Source organism: Streptomyces sp. JN8 (assembly GCF_055808075.1).
In genome coordinates, this window is sequence record NZ_CM147852.1 from 7,062,268 (window position 1) to 7,079,438 (window position 17,171).

General features: G+C 74.0%; 13 protein-coding genes. 11 read left to right on the forward strand and 2 right to left on the reverse strand.

All coding sequences use genetic code 11. The features are described 5' to 3' along the window. The first annotated feature begins 3 nt into the window (after positions 1 to 3). From ACY0MR_RS31280 to ACY0MR_RS31290, 3 genes are all read left to right on the forward strand, one after another. Complete coding sequence (locus tag ACY0MR_RS31280; protein ID WP_473556663.1) at positions 4 to 390, forward strand: anti-sigma factor antagonist; 387 nt, start codon at positions 4 to 6, stop codon at positions 388 to 390. Positions 391 to 575: 185 nt separating this feature from the next. Further along, positions 576 to 923, forward strand: a complete 348-nt coding sequence (locus ACY0MR_RS31285; RefSeq protein ID WP_388798028.1) for an ArsR/SmtB family transcription factor — start codon at positions 576 to 578, stop codon at positions 921 to 923. Between the two features lie 88 nt (positions 924 to 1,011). Beyond that, a complete protein-coding gene (locus tag ACY0MR_RS31290) occupies positions 1,012 to 1,395 on the forward strand; it encodes a VOC family protein (protein ID WP_473556665.1) in 384 nt (127 codons plus the stop codon). A gap of 114 nt (positions 1,396 to 1,509) precedes the next feature. Here the strand turns inward: ACY0MR_RS31290 and ACY0MR_RS31295 are convergent, their stop codons facing one another. Then, positions 1,510 to 3,279, reverse strand: coding sequence for a serine/threonine-protein kinase (locus tag ACY0MR_RS31295; protein WP_473561930.1), 1,770 nt, complete (start codon positions 3,277 to 3,279; stop codon positions 1,510 to 1,512). Between the two features lie 478 nt (positions 3,280 to 3,757). On the opposite strand from ACY0MR_RS31295, the gene ACY0MR_RS31300 reads away from it, so the two are divergent. Beyond that, positions 3,758 to 5,818 carry a SpoIIE family protein phosphatase gene (locus ACY0MR_RS31300; protein ID WP_388796387.1) on the forward strand — a complete coding sequence of 687 codons (2,061 nt, stop codon included), beginning with the start codon at positions 3,758 to 3,760 and terminating at the stop codon, positions 5,816 to 5,818. A 135-nt stretch (positions 5,819 to 5,953) separates the two neighbouring features. On the opposite strand, the gene ACY0MR_RS31305 is transcribed toward ACY0MR_RS31300, so the two are convergent. Then, entirely contained in the window at positions 5,954 to 6,433 is a 480-nt protein-coding gene (locus tag ACY0MR_RS31305; protein ID WP_361862270.1) for an Lrp/AsnC family transcriptional regulator, read from the reverse strand. A 200-nt stretch (positions 6,434 to 6,633) separates the two neighbouring features. Here ACY0MR_RS31305 and ACY0MR_RS31310 point away from each other — a divergent pair, with 200 nt between their 5' ends. The 7 genes from ACY0MR_RS31310 (at position 6,634) to ACY0MR_RS31340 (ending at position 17,045) form a co-directional block, all read left to right on the forward strand. Beyond that, complete coding sequence (locus ACY0MR_RS31310; RefSeq protein ID WP_473556668.1) at positions 6,634 to 8,049, forward strand: FAD-dependent oxidoreductase; 1,416 nt, start codon at positions 6,634 to 6,636, stop codon at positions 8,047 to 8,049. 237 nt (positions 8,050 to 8,286) lie between these two features. Then, positions 8,287 to 9,270 carry a hypothetical protein gene (locus ACY0MR_RS31315; RefSeq protein WP_473556671.1) on the forward strand — a complete coding sequence of 328 codons (984 nt, stop codon included), beginning with the start codon at positions 8,287 to 8,289 and terminating at the stop codon, positions 9,268 to 9,270. 371 nt (positions 9,271 to 9,641) lie between these two features. Then, positions 9,642 to 11,060, forward strand: coding sequence for an extracellular solute-binding protein (locus ACY0MR_RS31320; RefSeq protein WP_388796396.1), 1,419 nt, complete (start codon positions 9,642 to 9,644; stop codon positions 11,058 to 11,060). 93 nt (positions 11,061 to 11,153) lie between these two features. Beyond that, positions 11,154 to 12,113, forward strand: coding sequence for a carbohydrate ABC transporter permease (locus ACY0MR_RS31325; RefSeq protein ID WP_361851185.1), 960 nt, complete (start codon positions 11,154 to 11,156; stop codon positions 12,111 to 12,113). Between the two features lie 15 nt (positions 12,114 to 12,128). Continuing rightward, positions 12,129 to 13,004 carry a carbohydrate ABC transporter permease gene (locus ACY0MR_RS31330; protein WP_388796400.1) on the forward strand — a complete coding sequence of 292 codons (876 nt, stop codon included), beginning with the start codon at positions 12,129 to 12,131 and terminating at the stop codon, positions 13,002 to 13,004. A 110-nt stretch (positions 13,005 to 13,114) separates the two neighbouring features. Beyond that, complete coding sequence (locus tag ACY0MR_RS31335) at positions 13,115 to 14,719, forward strand: glycoside hydrolase family 13 protein (RefSeq protein ID WP_388796403.1); 1,605 nt, start codon at positions 13,115 to 13,117, stop codon at positions 14,717 to 14,719. 298 nt (positions 14,720 to 15,017) lie between these two features. Next, positions 15,018 to 17,045 carry a glycosyl hydrolase family 28-related protein gene (locus ACY0MR_RS31340; protein WP_361851179.1) on the forward strand — a complete coding sequence of 676 codons (2,028 nt, stop codon included), beginning with the start codon at positions 15,018 to 15,020 and terminating at the stop codon, positions 17,043 to 17,045. The last annotated feature ends 126 nt before the right edge of the window (positions 17,046 to 17,171 follow it).

Sequence of the window (17,171 nt, forward strand, 5' to 3'; positions counted from 1 at the left end):
CACATGACCATCGAATGGCGTTACACCGTCCAGCAGGACCTGGGCGTGCTGTCCCTGGCCGGCTTCCTCGGAGCCGACGCCGTGAGCCGGTTCAGCGGGGCCGTGGGCTGGGCGGTCGCCCGCGGCACGGGACCGGTCGTCCTCGACCTGACCCGGCTGCGGGGCTGGTCGGCCGGCGGCCAGGTCGCCGTCGCGCAGGCCGCGCTCCGGCTGCGGGCGGCGGGCCGCGCCCTCGAACTGGCCGCGATACCCGCCGACGGATCCCTGGTTCCGGCGGGCGAGGGACCCCCCGTCCCCATCCACCGCGACCTGGCCGCGGCGCTCGCCGCGCACCGCGACGCGGGCGCCGAGCAGCGGGCCTGGCGCAGCGACGCCTGGCCGATCGCCTGATCCGCACCGCCGGCGCCGCTCACGTACCGTCCGATTCCGGTCAGGCGGGCACCCGGACGCCGGACGGACCTGGCAGGTTCCGGCCATGATCCGGTCCCGCGCCGTCCCTGGTGGGTTTCCGCCGCGGCAGGGGCGAGGATGGAGGCATGCTGCAGAGTGCCGGGTCGACGTGCGGGGTGGGTGCGATGAGTGTGCCGCTCTACCGATTGAAGGCCGAGTTCTTCAAGACACTCGGACACCCCGTCCGCATCCGCGTCCTGGAGCTGCTGAGCGAACGCGAGCACGGCGTCGCCGAGATGCTCCGCGACACCGGCGTCGAACCGGCCTACCTCTCCCAGCAGTTGGCCGTCCTCCGCCGGGCCGACCTGGTCGTCGCCCGGCGCGAGGGAACCGCCGTGTACTACGCGCTGACGAGCCCTCAGGTGTCCGAACTGCTGCGGACCGCACGGCTGATCCTCTCCGGCGTCCTCGCCGGCCGGGCGGAACTCCTCGACGACCTGCGGGCCCCGGCGCCCCGGGAGGAGAACCCCTGACGGGCCCCGCCCGGCACGTGTACGCGCGGTCCGCCTCCGGATACCCCCCACTTGGCGGCGGGCAAGGGCGTGCGTCACGCTGAGCAGCATGTACGCAGTGGTGCAGAACGTGGCGATCGACTGTACGGATGCCTATGGCCTGGCTCGGTTCTGGAGCGGGGTGACGGGCGGTCCGCTGGACCCGGAGAGCGGACCGGGCTCCCCGGAGACCCAGGTGGAGCTCCCCGACGGGCCGGTCCTCTACTTCCAGCAGGTGCCGGAGGCGAAGACGGTCAAGAACCGTCTCCACCTGTGCCTGCGCCCGACGACCTCGCGCGACGAGGAGGTCGAGCGGCTGCTGGCGCTGGGCGCCACCCTCGCCGCCGACCACCGCAACGCCGACGGCACGGGCTGGGCGGTCCTCGCCGACCCCGAGGGCAACGAGTTCTGCGTCCTCCGCAGCACGTCCGACCGCGCGGCCACCCCTGCCTGAACGGGGACCGCCCGGCCGTGCACCGCCGCCCGGGCCGGGACCGTACGTCCTCCCGCGCGGCGGGGCGGGTTCTCGGCGCGGGCGTCGTCGCGAAGCCGGCGGCGTCCGCGCGGGTCAGTTCTCGCGGGGGTAGGTCGCCGTCACCCGGCCCTTCGCGTCGGCCGTCAGATAGGCGGAGCCGTACCCGTCGGACAGGTAGACGCTCATGCCCGGCTTGGTCCCGAAGACGGACGAGGCGGGGTTGAGCAGGAAGTACCGGCTGGTGGGCTCGTCGATCCCCAGCTCCTTGTCCGCGCGCTTCATCAGGGCCGGCAGGACGTCCCAGTCGAAGTCGTTCAGGTCGACCGGGACCGAGCCGGGGAAGGCCGTGCCCGAGCCCTGGCGGACGGCGGCGTCCTCGCCCCGGTACATGTACCGGTCGTACCGCTTCGTACTGCCCCTGACCACCGACTCGGCGATCGCGTAGTCGGGGTACACGACGAAGCTGGTGACCATGGTCCCGCCGGACGCCTCCTTGATCGCGGCGATGGCGGCCCGGATCCCGGCGGGCGTCAGGAGGTCCTTCTTCACCGGCCCGGAGTCCTCCGACGGCTCCGTCGACGGGGTCGTCCCCGCGGTCGGCGTCCCGGACGCGCCGGGCCCCTGGGCGACCGGGCTCCGGTGCGACGGGGACGTGCCGGTCGGCCCGCTCCCCGGATCCTCCGGCCGCCAGTCCCACGACAGGGCGGCGACCGGTATCCCCACGGCGAGCACGACGGCCGCGGCCGCCCCCACGACCTTGCCGGTGCGCCTGCGCGGGCCGCCGCCGGCCGAGGCGGCGGAGGGCGCGGTCGCGGGGGAGCCGGCGGAGGGTGCGAACCCGGCCGGAGGGACGGTCGGCGGAGGCCCGAAGGAGCCCGGGACGCCCTGGGACGGCGACGCGGCGAAGCCCCGAGCCGCGCCCGCGGCCGCCGGAGGGGCCAGGTGGAACGAGGTCGTCCCACCCGCGCCGTAAGGCGAGCCCCCGGTCCCCGCGGGGCCGCCGTAGGGTGCCGCGCCGGCGCCGTCCGCGGGAGCCGGCGGCCGGTCCCGCACCGATTCGGCGTCCCCCGGCGGGACCCGGTCCGCCGCCGGGTCCTGCGCCGCGACCGCCGCGAGCACGCGGTCGAGCTCCGCCGCGTCCGGGCGCGCGTCCGGCTCCCGCACCAGCAGCCGGGCCAGGACGTCCGTGAGCGCGCCGGCCCGCCGCGGCGGCGGCACGTCGTCGGAGAGGACCGCCGCCAGCGTGGCGAGGGTGTTCTCCCGGCGCAGCGGGTGGTGGCCCTCGACCGCCACGTACAGCACCATGCCGAGCGACCACAGGTCGGAGGCCGGACCGGTGCCGCCGCCCCCGCGGATCCGCTCGGGCGACATGTAGTCGGGCGAGCCGATGATCGAGCCCGAGGCGGTCAGGACGGTGTTCTCCCGGATCGCGGCGATCCCGAAGTCGGTGAGCACCGGCCGCCCGTCGGGGCGCAGCAGGACGTTGGGCGGCTTGACGTCGCGGTGCTCGATGCCCCGCTCGTGGGCGGCCCGCAGGGCGGAGAGCAGCTCGCGGCCCAGCACGGCGGCCTCGACCGGGGTCAGCGGGCCGCGGTCGAGCCGGTCCTGGAGGGACCCGCCGGTGACCAACTCCATCACGAGCCAGGGGTAGGTGCCCTCGCCGGCGTCGACGATGTGGTGGATGGTCACCACGTTCGGGTGGTCGATCCGGGCGAGGGCGCGCGCCTCGCGCAGGACGCGCTCCCGGAGGGTCCGGGCGCCCTCGACGTCGTGCTCGGCGAGCGCGGGGTCCGGCGGCCGCACCTCCTTGACCGCCACGTCGCGGTGGAGGGCCAGGTCGCGGGCGCGCCAGACCGTCCCCATCCCACCCCCGCCCAGCCGCTCCACCAGCTCGAAACGACCGTCGATCACTCTGTTCACTCGTACCCCTGTCCCCCCGGGCGGCGGGCCGAGGCCCGGTCCCGCCCACTTCGCCGTACACGTCGACCCGGTGGCGTCCGGGCGGCCCGCAGGGCCCCGGTCGGCGGTGCCGTCCCGGCCCCGGCCCGTCCGTGCCACCGCCCGCGACGCCGGCCACCGCCTCCGCCCCCTGCCGGCACCGGCGGCGGACCCGGCCTCCGTGTCGGCGACGACCGTACCGCCCCGCGCGCGATCCCCGGGCACCGGGCGGCCCGTCCCGTCCCCGGCATCCTTCTCCCACCCGGGCCCCGCGCCGTCCGCACGCGCCGCGCCCGACCCATCGATCGGCCGCACCGGGCAGCGCTCGCCCCCGGCTCCTCGGCTAGGGTGATTCGACAGGGAATGCGCCCCCAGGGGCCGGGCCGATGCGTAGGTCGATGCGTTGGAGACTCACGAGCCGTCGAGCAGGGTTCCGCAGCCGCCCCGGGCGGCCGTCGGGGACGCGGGCGTGCTCCGCGAGCTGCTCCCGATCGCCCTGTGGCGCGAGGACGCCGAGGGGCACATCGTCGAGTGGTCGCTCGCCGCGCAGGACCTCCTCGGGCACCGCCCCGAGCACGTGCTCGGACGGCTCGCCACGCCGCTCCTCGTCCCCGACGCCAACCGGGAGCTCGCCGAGCGGCTGACCCTCCGCGTCCAGGCCGGCGAGACGATGGTCGGCACCCTGCCCGTACGGCACCGCGACGGCCACACGATCGCCATGGAGATGTGGATCGTGCCGGCCGCCGACCCGGACGGCCGGCCGGGCGCCCTGCTCATCGCGGTGGAGACCTCCGAGGTCCTGCGGATGCGGGAGAACCTCGCGGCGATGGAGAGCCTCTTCACCCAGTCGCCCATCGGCCTCGCCCTGCTCGGCCCCGACCTGCGGTTCCTCCGGGTCAACGACGCCCTGGCCCGGATGAACGGGGTGCCCGCCCCCGAGCACGTGGGCCGCCGCCTCACGGAGGTCGTCCCCGGGGTCAACGCCGCCTCGCTCGAATCCCTGATGCGCCAGGTCATGGAGAGCGGGCACGCCGTCGTCGACGCCCGCCGCGTCGGCCGCACCCCCGCCGACCCCGACCGCGACCACATCTGGTCCTGCTCGTACGCCCCGCTGGTCGACCGCGCCGACCGGCGGTCGCTCGGCCTCATCGCCTCCCTCGTCGACATCACCGAGAGCCAGGAGGCGCACACCGAGGTCGAACGGGCCCGCCACCGCTTCGCCCTGCTCGCCGAGGCCGGTGCGCGGATCGGCACGACGCTGGACCTGCAGCGCACGGCGGAGGAGGCGGTCCGCTTCCTCGTGCCGCAGCTGGCCGACTCGGCGGACGTCCAGATGCTGGAGTCCGTCCTCGAACCGGACGACCCGGTCGCCTCCACCCGCGGAGTGCTCCGGCGCCTCGCCGCCCGCTTCCCGGACCCCACGGCCCCGACCGCCCTGCTCGTCCCGGGCCAGACCTTCCAGATCCCGCTGGACTCCGTGTACGAGGAGGTCGTCGCCCGGGGACGGCCCACCGACCTCCACACCACCGACATCCCCGAGCTCTTCACCGACCCGCGCACCGAGGCGCTCCGCACCTACTTCGCCACCCGCATCGGCTCGGCCCGCCTCGTCCCCATGGTGGCCCGCGGCCAGGTCCTCGGCTCGGTCACGGTGACCCGGCTGCGCACCCGCGAGCCCTTCGACGCCCAGGACCGCGTCCTGATCGACGAGGTGGTGGCCCGCGCCGCCCTCAACATCGACAACGCCCGCCTCTACACCACCCAGCGGGAGGCCGCCCTCACCCTCCAGCGCAGCCTCACCAACAGCGAGCTGCCCGCCGTCACCGGGCTCGAACTCACCGGACGCTACCTTCCCGCGAGCGCCCACGACGTCGGCGGCGACTGGTTCGACGTCATCGCGCTGCCCGGCGGCAGGACGGGGCTCGTCATCGGCGACGTCATGGGGCACGGCATCCACGCGGCCGCCGTCATGGGCCAACTGCGCACGGCGGTACGCACCCTGGCCCGCCACGACATCCCGCCCGCCGAGATGCTCGGCTCCCTGGACGCCGTCGTCGCCGACATCGGCGAGGACACGATGGCGACCTGCGTGTACGCCGTCCACGACCCGGCCACCGCCGGCTGGGTCATCGCGCGGGCCGGGCACCCGCCGCCGGCCGTGGCCGACCCGGACGGGACGGTCACCTTCCTCCACGGCCGGCCCGGGACCCCGCTGGGCACGGGCGCCCACGACTTCGGCACCCAGGAGGTCGCCCTGGGCGCCGGCGGTCTGCTCGTCCTCTACACGGACGGCCTCATCGAGGCCCGCGACCGCGACCTCGACGAGGGGATGCGCCAGCTCGGCCGCGCGCTGCGGCACCTGGAGCGCCCGCTGGACGTGCTGTGCGACGAGATCCTCAAGAGGCTCCTGACGGGGCCCGCGCAGGACGACGTGGCGATCCTGATGGCCCGCACGGTCGACTGAGCTCCCGCACGGAGGAGCCGAGTCGGCGCCCGGGTGGGGCCGGGGCACGCTGGGGACCCCCGGTGGAAGGAGGACCCCGCCGCTCCCCCCCCCGCCCCTGGGGCGGACGAGCCGTGGTTCCCCTGGCCCCGCTGTTCAGATGGGATCCGGGCGTCGGCCGACCGACTCGACCAGCGGGAGCAGCCGGTGTGCCACCCGCTCCCGCAGGGCGATCTCCGTTCGGGTGCGGACCACCCCGGGCAGTCGGATCAGGCGCTGGATGACGTCCTCCAGGTGCCCGGCGTCGCGGGCGACCACGCGGGTGAGGAGATCGCCGCCGCCGGTGATGGAGAAGGCCTCCACGATCTCCGGCACGGCCGCGAGGGCGTCGCCGACCTCGTCGAGGTGCCCCTGGGTGACCTCGACGTGCACGAACGCGAGCACCGGGTGGCCCAGGGCGGCGGGGGAGAGGACCGGGCCGGTCGAGGTGATCACCCCGTCGCGCTCCAGCCGGTCGATCCTGGCCTGGACGGTGCCCCGTGCCACGCCCAGGATCCGCGCGTACTCACGCACGCTCGTGCGCGGCTGCTCGATGAGCAGCCGCAGGATCCGGGTGTCGAGCTCGTCCACGGCCATGCTTCCGGGGCCTCCTCTGTCCAGCGGTCCGGTACGGGATACCTGGGTGGTGAATCGTTTCACTCCGATACGGCCCGCGCTCCTCCAGGGTCCCCCGGGCCGCACGGGAGTGGCCGGAACGGGACGGCGGCCGGACGCTGGAAGGAGACAGAGGGGGAACGCCGCGTGCCGGCCGCCGGGCACCGCGGAGAGGAGCCATCATGCGACGCGGATCCGGGACCCCGTACGGGATGACGTCGGCGCCGCCGTCCGGCACCCCCCACCCGCCCCCGGACGGCGACCTCGTCGCCGACGTCGCCGTCGTCGGTGCCGGGGTGGCCGGGGTGTGCGCCGCACGGGAGCTGGTCCTGGCCGGGGCCGACGTGGTCCTCCTGGAGGCCGACCGGGTCGCGGCGGGGGTGACCGGGCACGCGGCCGGCGCCCTGACCTCCCTCCACGGCCTCTGCTACGCCCGCCTGCGGCACCGTCTGGACGTCGAGGCCGCCGCCCTCTACGCCGACGCGCAGGAGGACGCCCTGCGCCGGGCCGTGGCCCTCTGCGCGGACCTCGACGTCGACGCCGACGTCGAACGCCGGCCCGCCTTCACCTGCACGGTCGACGAGGGACGCGCGGCCGGGATCCGCGAGGAGGCGGACGCCGCCGCCGAGGCCGGCCTGAAGGCGACCTTCGTCACGGAGACCGGGCTCCCGTTCCCGGTCGCGGCCGCCGTGCGGGTGGCGGACCAGCTGCAGTTCCACCCGCGCCGCCTCCTCCTCGCCCTCGCGGACGACGTCGTCGCGCGGGGCGGCCGCCTCCACGAGGGCACGCGGGTCACCGGACTCCACGACGGCGCCGCATGCCGACTGGACGTGGCGGGCGGAACCTCGGTCCACGCCCGGGACGTCGTCCTCGCCACCCACTTCCCGCTCCGCTGCCACAGCAGCCTCCTGGTGCGTCTGTCGGTGCGGCGCGAGCTGGTCGTCGCCGCGTCCGTGGACGCGCACCACGCCCCGTACGGCATGTACCTGGCCGTCGACGACGACGGCACCCGCTCGGTGCGTTCGGCCCCGCTGCCGGACGGCAGGCGCCTGCTGACGGTGGCCGGTGAGGCGTCCGAGCCGGGGAGCGGGGGCGTGCGCGAGCGGTACGACCGGCTGGAGGCCTGGGCCCGCGGGCGTCTGCCGGGCTTCGCCGAGGCCTCGGAGACCCACCGGTGGGCGGCCCAGGACGTGTACACGCCGGACGGGATGCCCTGCGTGGGCCACGAGCACCCGGACACGCAGCACGTGTTCCTCGCGACCGGCTTCGGAGGCTGGGGCCTCAGCAACGGCATCGCCGCGGGCCCGCTCCTCGCCGCCCATGTGACCGGCGCCCCGCGCCCCGCCTGGACCGAGCTGGTCGACCCGCGCCGCCACCTGCCGGTACGGGAGATCCCCGGCGTCGTCCGCCGCCAGTCCGAGGTGGCGCGCCACTACGCGGCCGGTCGGCGGACGGCCCCGCGCTGCACCCACCGGGGCTGTGAGCTGGGCTTCGACGAGACCGAGGGCACCTGGGAGTGCCCCTGCCACGGCTCGCGGTTCGCGGCCGACGGCAGCGTCCTCCAGGGGCCCGCCACCCGCCCGCTGGACGAGACCTGAGCGACGACCCGGCCGTCACGGGCGCCCGCTCCGGGGTCCCCTCGCCGTCCGTGACGCACCGGGGGAGACGACCCGGCCGTCCCCGGCGCGCGCCGAGGACACGTCCCGGCCGCCCCGGCGCCGCACCCGGGGACGGGCCGACCGATCATCCGCCCGCGAGGGTGATCGGACCGGGCATCCGGCGGAGGCGGCGAGCGGGATCCCCGCCTCCGGGCACGGTCGGCGCAGAGTGGGCCCGTGGATGTCGAGGAAGTCGCCGAGGAGCTGTACGGGCTGAGGCCGGCGGAGTTCGTGGCCGCGCGGGACACGTACGTAGCCCGGGCCCGCGCGGCCAAGGACGCGCGGGCCGCCAAGGCCGTCGCCGCGCTGCGGCGCCCGTCCATCGCCGCGTGGGCGGCGAACCGGCTGGCGCGGCAGCGGCAGCGGGAGGCCCAGCAGTTCCTCGCCCTGGGGACGACCCTCAGGGAGGCCTACCGGACGCTCGACGCCGAGCAGCTGCGGGCGGCGGGTGCGCAGCGGCAGGAGCTGATCGCCGCGCTCGCCCGCACGGCCGCCGCGCTCGCGGGGGAGGCGGGGCTGTCCGTGAGCGACACGGTGCAGCACGAGATCGAGCAGACCCTGCACGCCGTCCTCGCCGACCGGGAGGTGGCCGAGCAGTGGGCGAGGGGGCGGCTCGTCAGGACGCCCGAGGCGGCCGTCGGTTTCCCCGCGGTCGCGCCGGAGGCCGTGCCGCCCCGTCGGCCTCCGGTCCCCCCGCCGGCGGAGACCGCCGGGGCCTCCGGAGCCGGGACGGCGGAGGGCCGGGCGGAGAGGCGCGGCCACGCGGGGGAGGGCGAGGAGCCGACCGGAGCCGTCGGCCGCTCGGCCGCGGGGCGGAAGCCGGCCCGGGGCGGGGACGCGCGGCGCCGGCGCGCGCTGGAACGCGCCCGTACGGAGGCGGGGGAGGCCGACGGCGACGTCGCCCGGAGGGAGCGCGAGCTCGCCGGGGCGCGTGAGGCCCGGCAGGCCGCGGTGGAGGAGGCCGACTCCTCGGCCGAGCGGGTCGGTCGGCTGGAGCGGGAGCTGCACGCGGCGCGACGGGCCAGGCAGGAGGCGCGGACGGCGGCCACGGCGGCGGGCAAGGAGGTGACCGCGGCGGAGCACGCCCTGCGGGAGGCCCGCAGGGTCGCCGCCCAGAAGGCCCGTGCGCTCCAGGATCTGGAGCGACGGGACGGGGCCTGACGGAGCCGGGGGAGAGGCACAGGGGGCTGAGACGGTGCGTCGGCGGCGGTGGGTCGGGTACGCCAAGGTAACGGACGCCTGGAAGAACTTGAAGAGATCTTGCAAATGATGCACTGCATTCCGCAGGTCTCGGTGCGGTGACAGTCCCGCGCCCCAGCTGCTCCTGGCCTCGCGTCTCGGCGCGCGGCTCCTGTGTGGCGTAGGGCCCTGCCCCCAACAGTCCGACAGGAATCGAGTTGTCGAGCAATTACGAAATGAGCGCGATATCTTGCGTTCACTTGTTGGGGGTGGTTGAGTGTGCCGCGCCCCACCACGCAGTCGCCGACTCCGGTGGGGCGACCTCCACGTTCTTGCCCGAAGGGGACCACTCGATGAGAAGTGCCAGGCTCCGCCGTACCCGCCGCGCCAGCGCGGTCACCCTCGTCTCCGCGATGACGCTCACCGCTCTCGCCGCCTGCGGCACGAGCAGCAGCGACGACGACGGCGGCGGTACTTCGCAGCAGACCGGCTCGTCCGACGCCTCCGCTCCGCTGGACCCCAAGACCAAGGTGTCCCTCACGATCGACTGCATGCCCCCGGCGGCCAAGGCGGCCGAGCTCAAGGAGTGGAAGGAGGACGTCGCCGAGTTCAACAAGACGTACCCGAACGTCACCATCGAGGGCCGCTCCACCCCCGGTCAGTGCCTGGAGCCGCCGCGCTTCACCGCGATGCTCAAGGCCAAGTCGCAGCCGGACGTCTTCTACACCTACTTCACGGACCTCCCGCAGGTCCTGTCGGAGAACGGCGCCGAGGACATCTCCGCGTACGTGACCGACAAGACGGTCCCGGGGCTCAAGGACATCGACCCGAACGTCCTCGGCACCCTCAAGCAGGACGGCAAGCTGTACGGCCTGCCCACCAGCAACTACACGATGGGCCTGCTGATCAACCGCAAGCTCTTCAAGGACGCCGGGCTCGACCCCGACACCCCGCCGAAGACCTGGGAGGAGGTCCGCGCCGCCGCGAAGAAGATCGCGGGCCTCGGCGAGGGCGTCTCGGGCTTCGGCGAGTACAGCGCCGGCAACACCGGCGGATGGCACTTCACCGCCCAGATGTACAGCCTCGGCGGGGACATCGTCGACGCGAGCGGCAAGAAGGCGGCGTTCAACAACGAGTTCGGCAAGCAGATCGCGAAGAACCTCCACGCCATGCGCTGGGAGGACGACAGCATGGGCAAGACCCAGCTGCTCAAGTGGGGCGACCTGCAGAAGCAGATAGCCACCGACAAGCTCGGCATGTTCCTCGCCGCCCCCGACGACATCACGTACATGGTCCAGCAGCTGGGCGCCAAGTACGAGAACTTCGGCATGGGCCCGATCCCCGGCGGCAAGAACACCCTGGCCGGCGGCAACGGGTACATGATCAAGAAGGGCATCTCGCCCGACAAGGTCAAGGCCGGCATCGCCTGGCTCAACTTCAAGTTCACCACCGTCGGCAAGGGACAGTTCGACTGGGCCCGCACCAAGGCCGACAGCCTGCCGGTCGGCCTCCCGCAGCCGAACTTCTGGCTGAACGAGTCCAAGACCGAGGACGACGCCTCCCGCGTCCAGAACGCCACCATGCCGGTCGCCAACTTCAAGGCGTTCATGGACAGCCCCGTCCCCGGCAAGGCCGAGCCGCCGAAGGCCCAGGAGGTCTACAAGGTGCTCGACAACGTGATGTCCGGTCTCCTCACCAACAAGGACGCCGACGTCGACAAGCTCCTGTCGACCGCCGAGACGCAGGTCAACCAGGTCCTGGCCAACCAGTGACGGAACCGGGCGGGGCGGGCGTCCTCCACGCCCGCCCCGCCCGGAACGCCCGACCCGCCGGCAGACCCGGCAGTCCCGTACCGAGGAGCACGCATGTCGGCCCCGAGCCTGACCCCGAGCAAGGCGGCGCGTCCCCGCCACTCCACGCCGCGCCAGCAGGGCCCCGGCGCCCCCGGCGGCGCCTTCGCCAAGAACCTGCGGCGGAACCTCACCGCCCACGGCTTCCTCATCGGCGCCGTCGTCTGCTTCGCCCTGTTCTCCTGGTATCCGATGGTCAGGGAGTTCCTCCTGGCCTTCCAGAAGACCGAGAGCGGCGAGTCCGTCTGGGTCGGACTGGACAACTTCCGCACCGTCTTCAACGATCCGGCCTTCTGGCAGGCCTGGGGCAACACCCTCTGGTACACCGCCCTCGCGCTGGTCCTCGGCTTCGCCGTCCCGTTCGTCCTGGCGATCACCATCAACGAGTTCCGGCACGGCAAGAGCTACCTGCGGCTCCTGGTCTACCTGCCCGTCATGCTCCCGCCGGTCGCCGCGGTCCTGCTCTTCCAGTACCTGTACGACCCGGGCTACGGCCTCCTCAACGAGCTGCTCGGCCTCCTCCACCTGCCCGAACAGCAGTGGCTCCAGGACGCGGACATCGCGATGTTCTCCCTCGTCCTCGCCTCGACCTGGATGAACATGGGCGGCGCGACCCTGATCTACCTCGCCGCGCTCCAGGGCATCCCGGGCGAGCTGTACGAGGCCGCCGAGCTCGACGGCGCCGGCCTGTTCCGCAAGATCTGGCACGTGACGATCCCGCAGACCCGCCTCATCCTCTCGCTGATGCTGCTCATGCAGATCATCGCGACCATGCAGGTCTTCGTCGAGCCGTTCCTGCTCACCGGCGGCGCCGGACCCGAGGGGTCCACCACCACGGTCGTCTACCTCATCTACCAGTACGCCTTCAACTTCAACAACTACGGCGCCGCGGCGGCCCTCGGCCTGCTCCTGCTCGTACTGCTCGCCGGCTTCTCGGCGGCGTACGTCAAGCTCAGCCGCGCCGAGGAAGAGTAGGACCGGGAGACCAGCATGTCCACACGTACGCTCATCTCGCCGGCCGTCCTCGCCAAGAGCCGCGGCAAGCGCCTCTACTGGAGCGCCTTCACCCTCGTCACCGGCGGCTTCACCCTGGTGTTCCTCGGCCCCCTGTACTGGCTGATATCCAGCGGGTTCAAGGACACCCAGGAGGTCGTCAGGACCCCGCCCAGCCTGGTGCCGGAGAGCTTCACCCCCGAGAACTACAGCCGCGCCTGGGAGGTCATGGACCTGTCCTCGCTGCTGCTCAACACCTTCTACTACGCCTTCGGCGCCCTCGCCTTCCAGCTCGTCCTCGACGTCGCGGCGGCCTACTCGCTGTCCAAGCTGCGTCCGGTGCTCGGCAAGGCGATCCTCGGACTGATGCTCGCCACCCTGATGATCCCGGCGACGGTCCTCGTCGTCCCCCAGTACCTGACCGTCCTCGACGTCCCGATCGTCGAGCGGAACCTGCTCAACACCCCGTGGGCGATCTGGCTGCCGTCCGTCACCAACGCCTTCAACATCTTCCTGCTGAAGCGGTTCTTCGACTCCATCCCGAAGGAACTCCTCGACGCCGCCTCCATGGACGGCGCGAGCCCCCTGCGGATCCTGTGGTCGATCGTCCTCCCGATCTCCCGGCCGATCCTCGGCGTGGTGTCGATCTTCGCGGTGGTCGGCGTGTGGAAGGACTTCCTCTGGCCGATGCTCACCCTCCCCGACCCGGCGAAGCAGACCCTCAACGTGGGCATCTACTCGCTCTCCAACGGGGTCCCGGTGAACATCCTCATCGCCGCCCTCACCATCGCGTCCCTCCCGACGCTGCTCGTCTTCCTCGTCTTCCAGCGCAACATCATGGGCGGCCTCACCGCCGGCAGCCTCAAGGGCTGACCCCGCGCCACCGCCCTCCTCCCGAAGCCTTCGCCGCCGTCCCGGCCCATCCTGCCCCCGCTCTCCGGGACGGCGGCGAAGAACCCCGACCTGCCCGAAAGGACCGTTCCGTGGCAGCCTCCTCGCCGTCCCGCACCGCCGACTGGTGGCGCGACGCCGTCATCTACCAGGTCTACCCGCGCAGTTTCGCCGACGGCGACGGCGACGGCACCGGAGACCTCGCGGGCGTCCGGGCGAGACTGCCCCACCTCGCCGAACTCGGCGTCGACGCGGTCTGGTTCACCCCCTGGTACGCCTCGCCGATGGTCGACGGCGGCTACGACGTCGCCGACTACCGGGCCATCGACCCCGCCTTCGGCACCCTCGACGAGGCCGAGAAGCTCATCGCCGAAGCGGCCGAACTCGGCCTGCGCGTCATCGTCGACATCGTCCCCAACCACGTCTCCGACCAGCACGCCTGGTTCCGCGCCGCCCTCGCCGCAGGACCCGGCAGCCCCGAACGGGCCCGCTTCCACTTCCGGCCCGGCCGCGGCGAGCACGGCGAACTCCCGCCCAACGACTGGCCCTCCCAGTTCTCCGGCACCACCTGGACCCGCGTCCCCGACGGCGAGTGGTACCTCCACCTCTTCACGCCCGAGCAGCCCGACCTCAACTGGTCCCACCCCGACGTCCGCCGCGAGCACGAGGACGTCCTGCGCTTCTGGTTCGAGCGCGGCGTCGCCGGCGTCCGCATCGACTCCGCCGCCCTCCTCACCAAGGACCCCGACCTCCGCGACTTCGTCGAGGGCGTCGACCCCCACCCGTACATCGACCAGGACGAGATCCACGACGTCTACCGCTCCTGGCGCGCGATAGCCGACGCGTACGACGGCGTCTTCGTCGGCGAGGTCTGGCTCCCCGACGCCGAACGCTTCGCCCGCTACCTCCGGCCCGACGAGCTCCACACGGCCTTCAACTTCAACTTCCTCGCCTGCCCCTGGGAGCCGGACCGGCTCCGCCGCACCATCGACGACACCCTCGCCGAACACGCCCCGGTCCACGCCCCCGCCACCTGGGTGCTCTGCAACCACGACGTCACCCGCACCGCCACCCGCTACGGCCGCACCGACACCGCCTTCGACTTCGCCACCAAGGCCTTCGGCACCCCCACCGACCTGGAACTCGGCACCCGCCGCGCCCGCGCCGCCGCGCTCCTCACCCTCGCCCTGCCCGGCTCCGTCTACCTCTACCAGGGCGAGGAACTCGGCCTGCCCGAGGCCGACGTCCCCCGGGACCGCATCCAGGACCCCATGCACTTCCGCTCCGGCGGCAGCGACCCCGGCCGCGACGGCTGCCGCGTCCCCCTCCCCTGGGAGGCCGAGGCACCCTCGTACGGCTTCGGCGCCGGATCGGACCCGTGGCTCCCGCAGCCCGCCGACTGGGCCCGCTACGCCGTCGACCGGCAGCGCTCCGACGCCGACTCCATGCTCACCCTCTACCGCACCGCCCTCGAACTGCGCCGCACCGTCCCCGGCTTCGGCGACGGCCCGCTCAGCTGGCTCCCCGCCGGGGACGGCGTCCTCGCCTTCGCCCGCGACCACGGCCTGATCTGCGTCGTCAACCTCTCCCCGGACGCCGCGGAACTCCCCGCCCACTCCGCACTCCTGCTCACCAGCGGCCCCCTCGCCCCCGACGGCACCCTCCCCCCGGACACCGCCGCCTGGCTGCGCGCCTGAGCCGGGGCCGCTCCGGCAGCCCCGCCCCCGCCCGCACGCGGGCGCGGACGGCGGCCCGTGGAAAGACCCCACCGTGCGGCCGAGGCCGCTCAGCCGACTCCGTCGGCCACGGCGCACGGTGGTCGAGGCCGGGACCTGACCCGGCCGTGACGGAAGCCCCGATCCCGTTCCGTGGGGGGCCGGGAGCGGGGCTTCCGTGCGCGCGGCGCACCCTCCCCACCCGGTCGCCGCGCGCCTCGCCCCACCCGCGGCGACGCCCGTCCGCCGCGGGTCCCCACCGTCCGAGAAGCGAGCCCAGATGATCCCCAGCCGCGTCCGTCCGCGCGTCCGCGCCGGTGCCAGAGCCACCGCCGTCGCCTGCGCCCTCCTCTGCCTCGGCCAGACGGCCGTCACCACCGCCGGCGCCGCCCCGGCCCCCCGGTCCGGTACGCCCGTCACCACCCGTGCGGCACTCGACCCCGCGCTGGTGGCCGGACGCGGCGCCGACGTCGCCTTCGACGAGCAGGAGGCGGAGAACGCCCGCTCCACCGGCACCGTCATCGGCCCGGACCGCACCCCGTACACCCTCGCCTCGGAGGCCTCCGGCCGGAAGGCGGTCCGGCTCGTCCCCGGCCAGTACGTCGAGTTCACCCTGCCCCGCGCGGCCAACGCCCTGACCGTGCGCTACAGCATCCCCGACGCGGCCGGCGGCGGCGGGATCACCGCCCCGCTGGACGTCTCCGCCGGCCGCGACCGCCGCACGATGACGCTCACCTCGCAGTACTCCTGGCTCTACAACCAGTACCCCTTCACCAACGACCCCGGCGCCGACCTGCTCCACCCGGACTGGTGGCTCGCCGAGTGCTCCTGCGTGCCGGCCGCCACCACACCCGCGCCCGAGTTCCCCAAGCCCTTCCGGCCCACCCACTTCTACGACGAGCAGCGCCTGCTCCTCGGCACGACCCACCGCGCGGGGGAGAAGGTACGGCTCACGGTGCCGGCCGGCAGCCCGGCCGCCTGGACGGTCATCGACCTCCTCGACACCGAGCTGGTCGCCCCGCCGCACGTCGAGCGGGGCGGCGTCGACGTGCGCCTGCTCGGCGCCGACCCCACCGGCCGCCGGGACGCGGCCCCCGCCATCGAGCGGGCCATCGCCCTCGCCCGCCGCCTGGACCGCCCCGTCTACCTCCCGCCGGGCACCTTCCGCGTCGACCGGCACATCGTCGTCGACGACGTCACCCTCGTGGGCGCCGGCAACTGGCACACCGTCCTCAAGGGCCGTCAGGTCACCCTCGCCGAACCCGCCCCCGACGGCTCCCGGCACACCGGCGTCGGCCTCTACGGGAAGCCCGCGGCCGAGGGCGGCAGCCGCAACGTCCACCTGCGCGGGTTCGCCATCGAGGGCGACGTCCGCGAGCGCGTCGACACCGACCAGGTGAACGCCGTCGGCGGGGCCATGAGCGACTCCACCATCGACGGCCTCCACCTCCACCACACCAAGGTGGGCCTCTGGTTCGACGGCCCGATGCGGAACGTCAAGGTCGTGAACAACATCGTCACCGACCAGATCGCCGACGCCCTCAACTTCCACACCGGGGTCACCGACTCGCTCGTCCGCGACAACTTCATCCGCAACACCGGCGACGACGGCATCGCCCTCTGGTCGGAGAAGACCGCCGACGCCCGCAACACCGTCGCCCGCAACACCGTCCAGTCACCCACCCTCGCCAACGGGATCGCCGTCTACGGCGGAGCCGACACGACCGTCACCGGCAACCTCGTCGCCGACCCCGTACGCGAGGGCAGCGGACTCCACGCGGGCGCCCGCTTCGGAGCCGAACCCTTCACCGGGACGCTCCGCTTCACCGACAACACCACCGTCCGGGCCGGCACCCTCGACCTCAACTGGCGGATCGGACTCGGAGCCCTCTGGTTCTACGCGCTCGACGGTTCGATCGACGCCGACGTACGGGTCACCGGGGACCACTACCTCGACTCCACCCACAACGCGATCATGCTGGTCAGCGAGTACGGGGTGAAGGACCGCTACGGCATCCCGTCGGTCCACTTCAAGGACATCCGCGTCGACGGCACCGGGAACTCCGTGGTCAGCGCCCGCACGGCCGGCTCGGCGACCTTCGAGAACGTCGACGCCCGCAACGTCGGAGCCGTCGGGGTCAACAACTGCGGCTCGTTCCACTTCCCCTCCACGGGCTCGGAGTTCACCCTCACCGACCGCGGCGGCAACGACGGCGGCTGGCTGGCGCCCTGGCTCCTGCCCAACACGATCACCTGCGACGACCGGCCGCCGGTCGTCGCACCCCCGGCGCCCTCGCCCTGGTCCTGACGGCACGGCCGCCCGCGGGGACGCCCCCGATCCTCCGGTGGGCGCGGCACCGCGCCCGCGCCCACCGCGGGGCCCCGCGGCGGCCTCCCAGGACGGGCGGCGCCCCTCCCATCCCACCGACGCCAG

Bases quoted from the DNA above. Each gene is read 5' to 3' on its own strand.
- ACY0MR_RS31330 (WP_388796400.1), top strand. From the start codon at position 12,129: ATGTCCACACGTACGCTCATCTCGCCGGCCGTCCTCGCCAAGAGCCGC.
- ACY0MR_RS31285 (WP_388798028.1), top strand. From the start codon at position 576: ATGAGTGTGCCGCTCTACCGATTGAAGGCCGAGTTCTTCAAGACACTC.
- ACY0MR_RS31340 (WP_361851179.1), top strand. From the start codon at position 15,018: ATGATCCCCAGCCGCGTCCGTCCGCGCGTCCGCGCCGGTGCCAGAGCC.
- ACY0MR_RS31290 (WP_473556665.1), top strand. From the start codon at position 1,012: ATGTACGCAGTGGTGCAGAACGTGGCGATCGACTGTACGGATGCCTAT.
- ACY0MR_RS31280 (WP_473556663.1), top strand. From the start codon at position 4: ATGACCATCGAATGGCGTTACACCGTCCAGCAGGACCTGGGCGTGCTG.
- ACY0MR_RS31325 (WP_361851185.1), top strand. From the start codon at position 11,154: ATGTCGGCCCCGAGCCTGACCCCGAGCAAGGCGGCGCGTCCCCGCCAC.
- ACY0MR_RS31310 (WP_473556668.1), top strand. From the start codon at position 6,634: ATGCGACGCGGATCCGGGACCCCGTACGGGATGACGTCGGCGCCGCCG.
- ACY0MR_RS31320 (WP_388796396.1), top strand. From the start codon at position 9,642: ATGAGAAGTGCCAGGCTCCGCCGTACCCGCCGCGCCAGCGCGGTCACC.
- ACY0MR_RS31305 (WP_361862270.1), bottom strand. From the start codon at position 6,433: ATGGCCGTGGACGAGCTCGACACCCGGATCCTGCGGCTGCTCATCGAG.
- ACY0MR_RS31295 (WP_473561930.1), bottom strand. From the start codon at position 3,279: ATGGGGACGGTCTGGCGCGCCCGCGACCTGGCCCTCCACCGCGACGTG.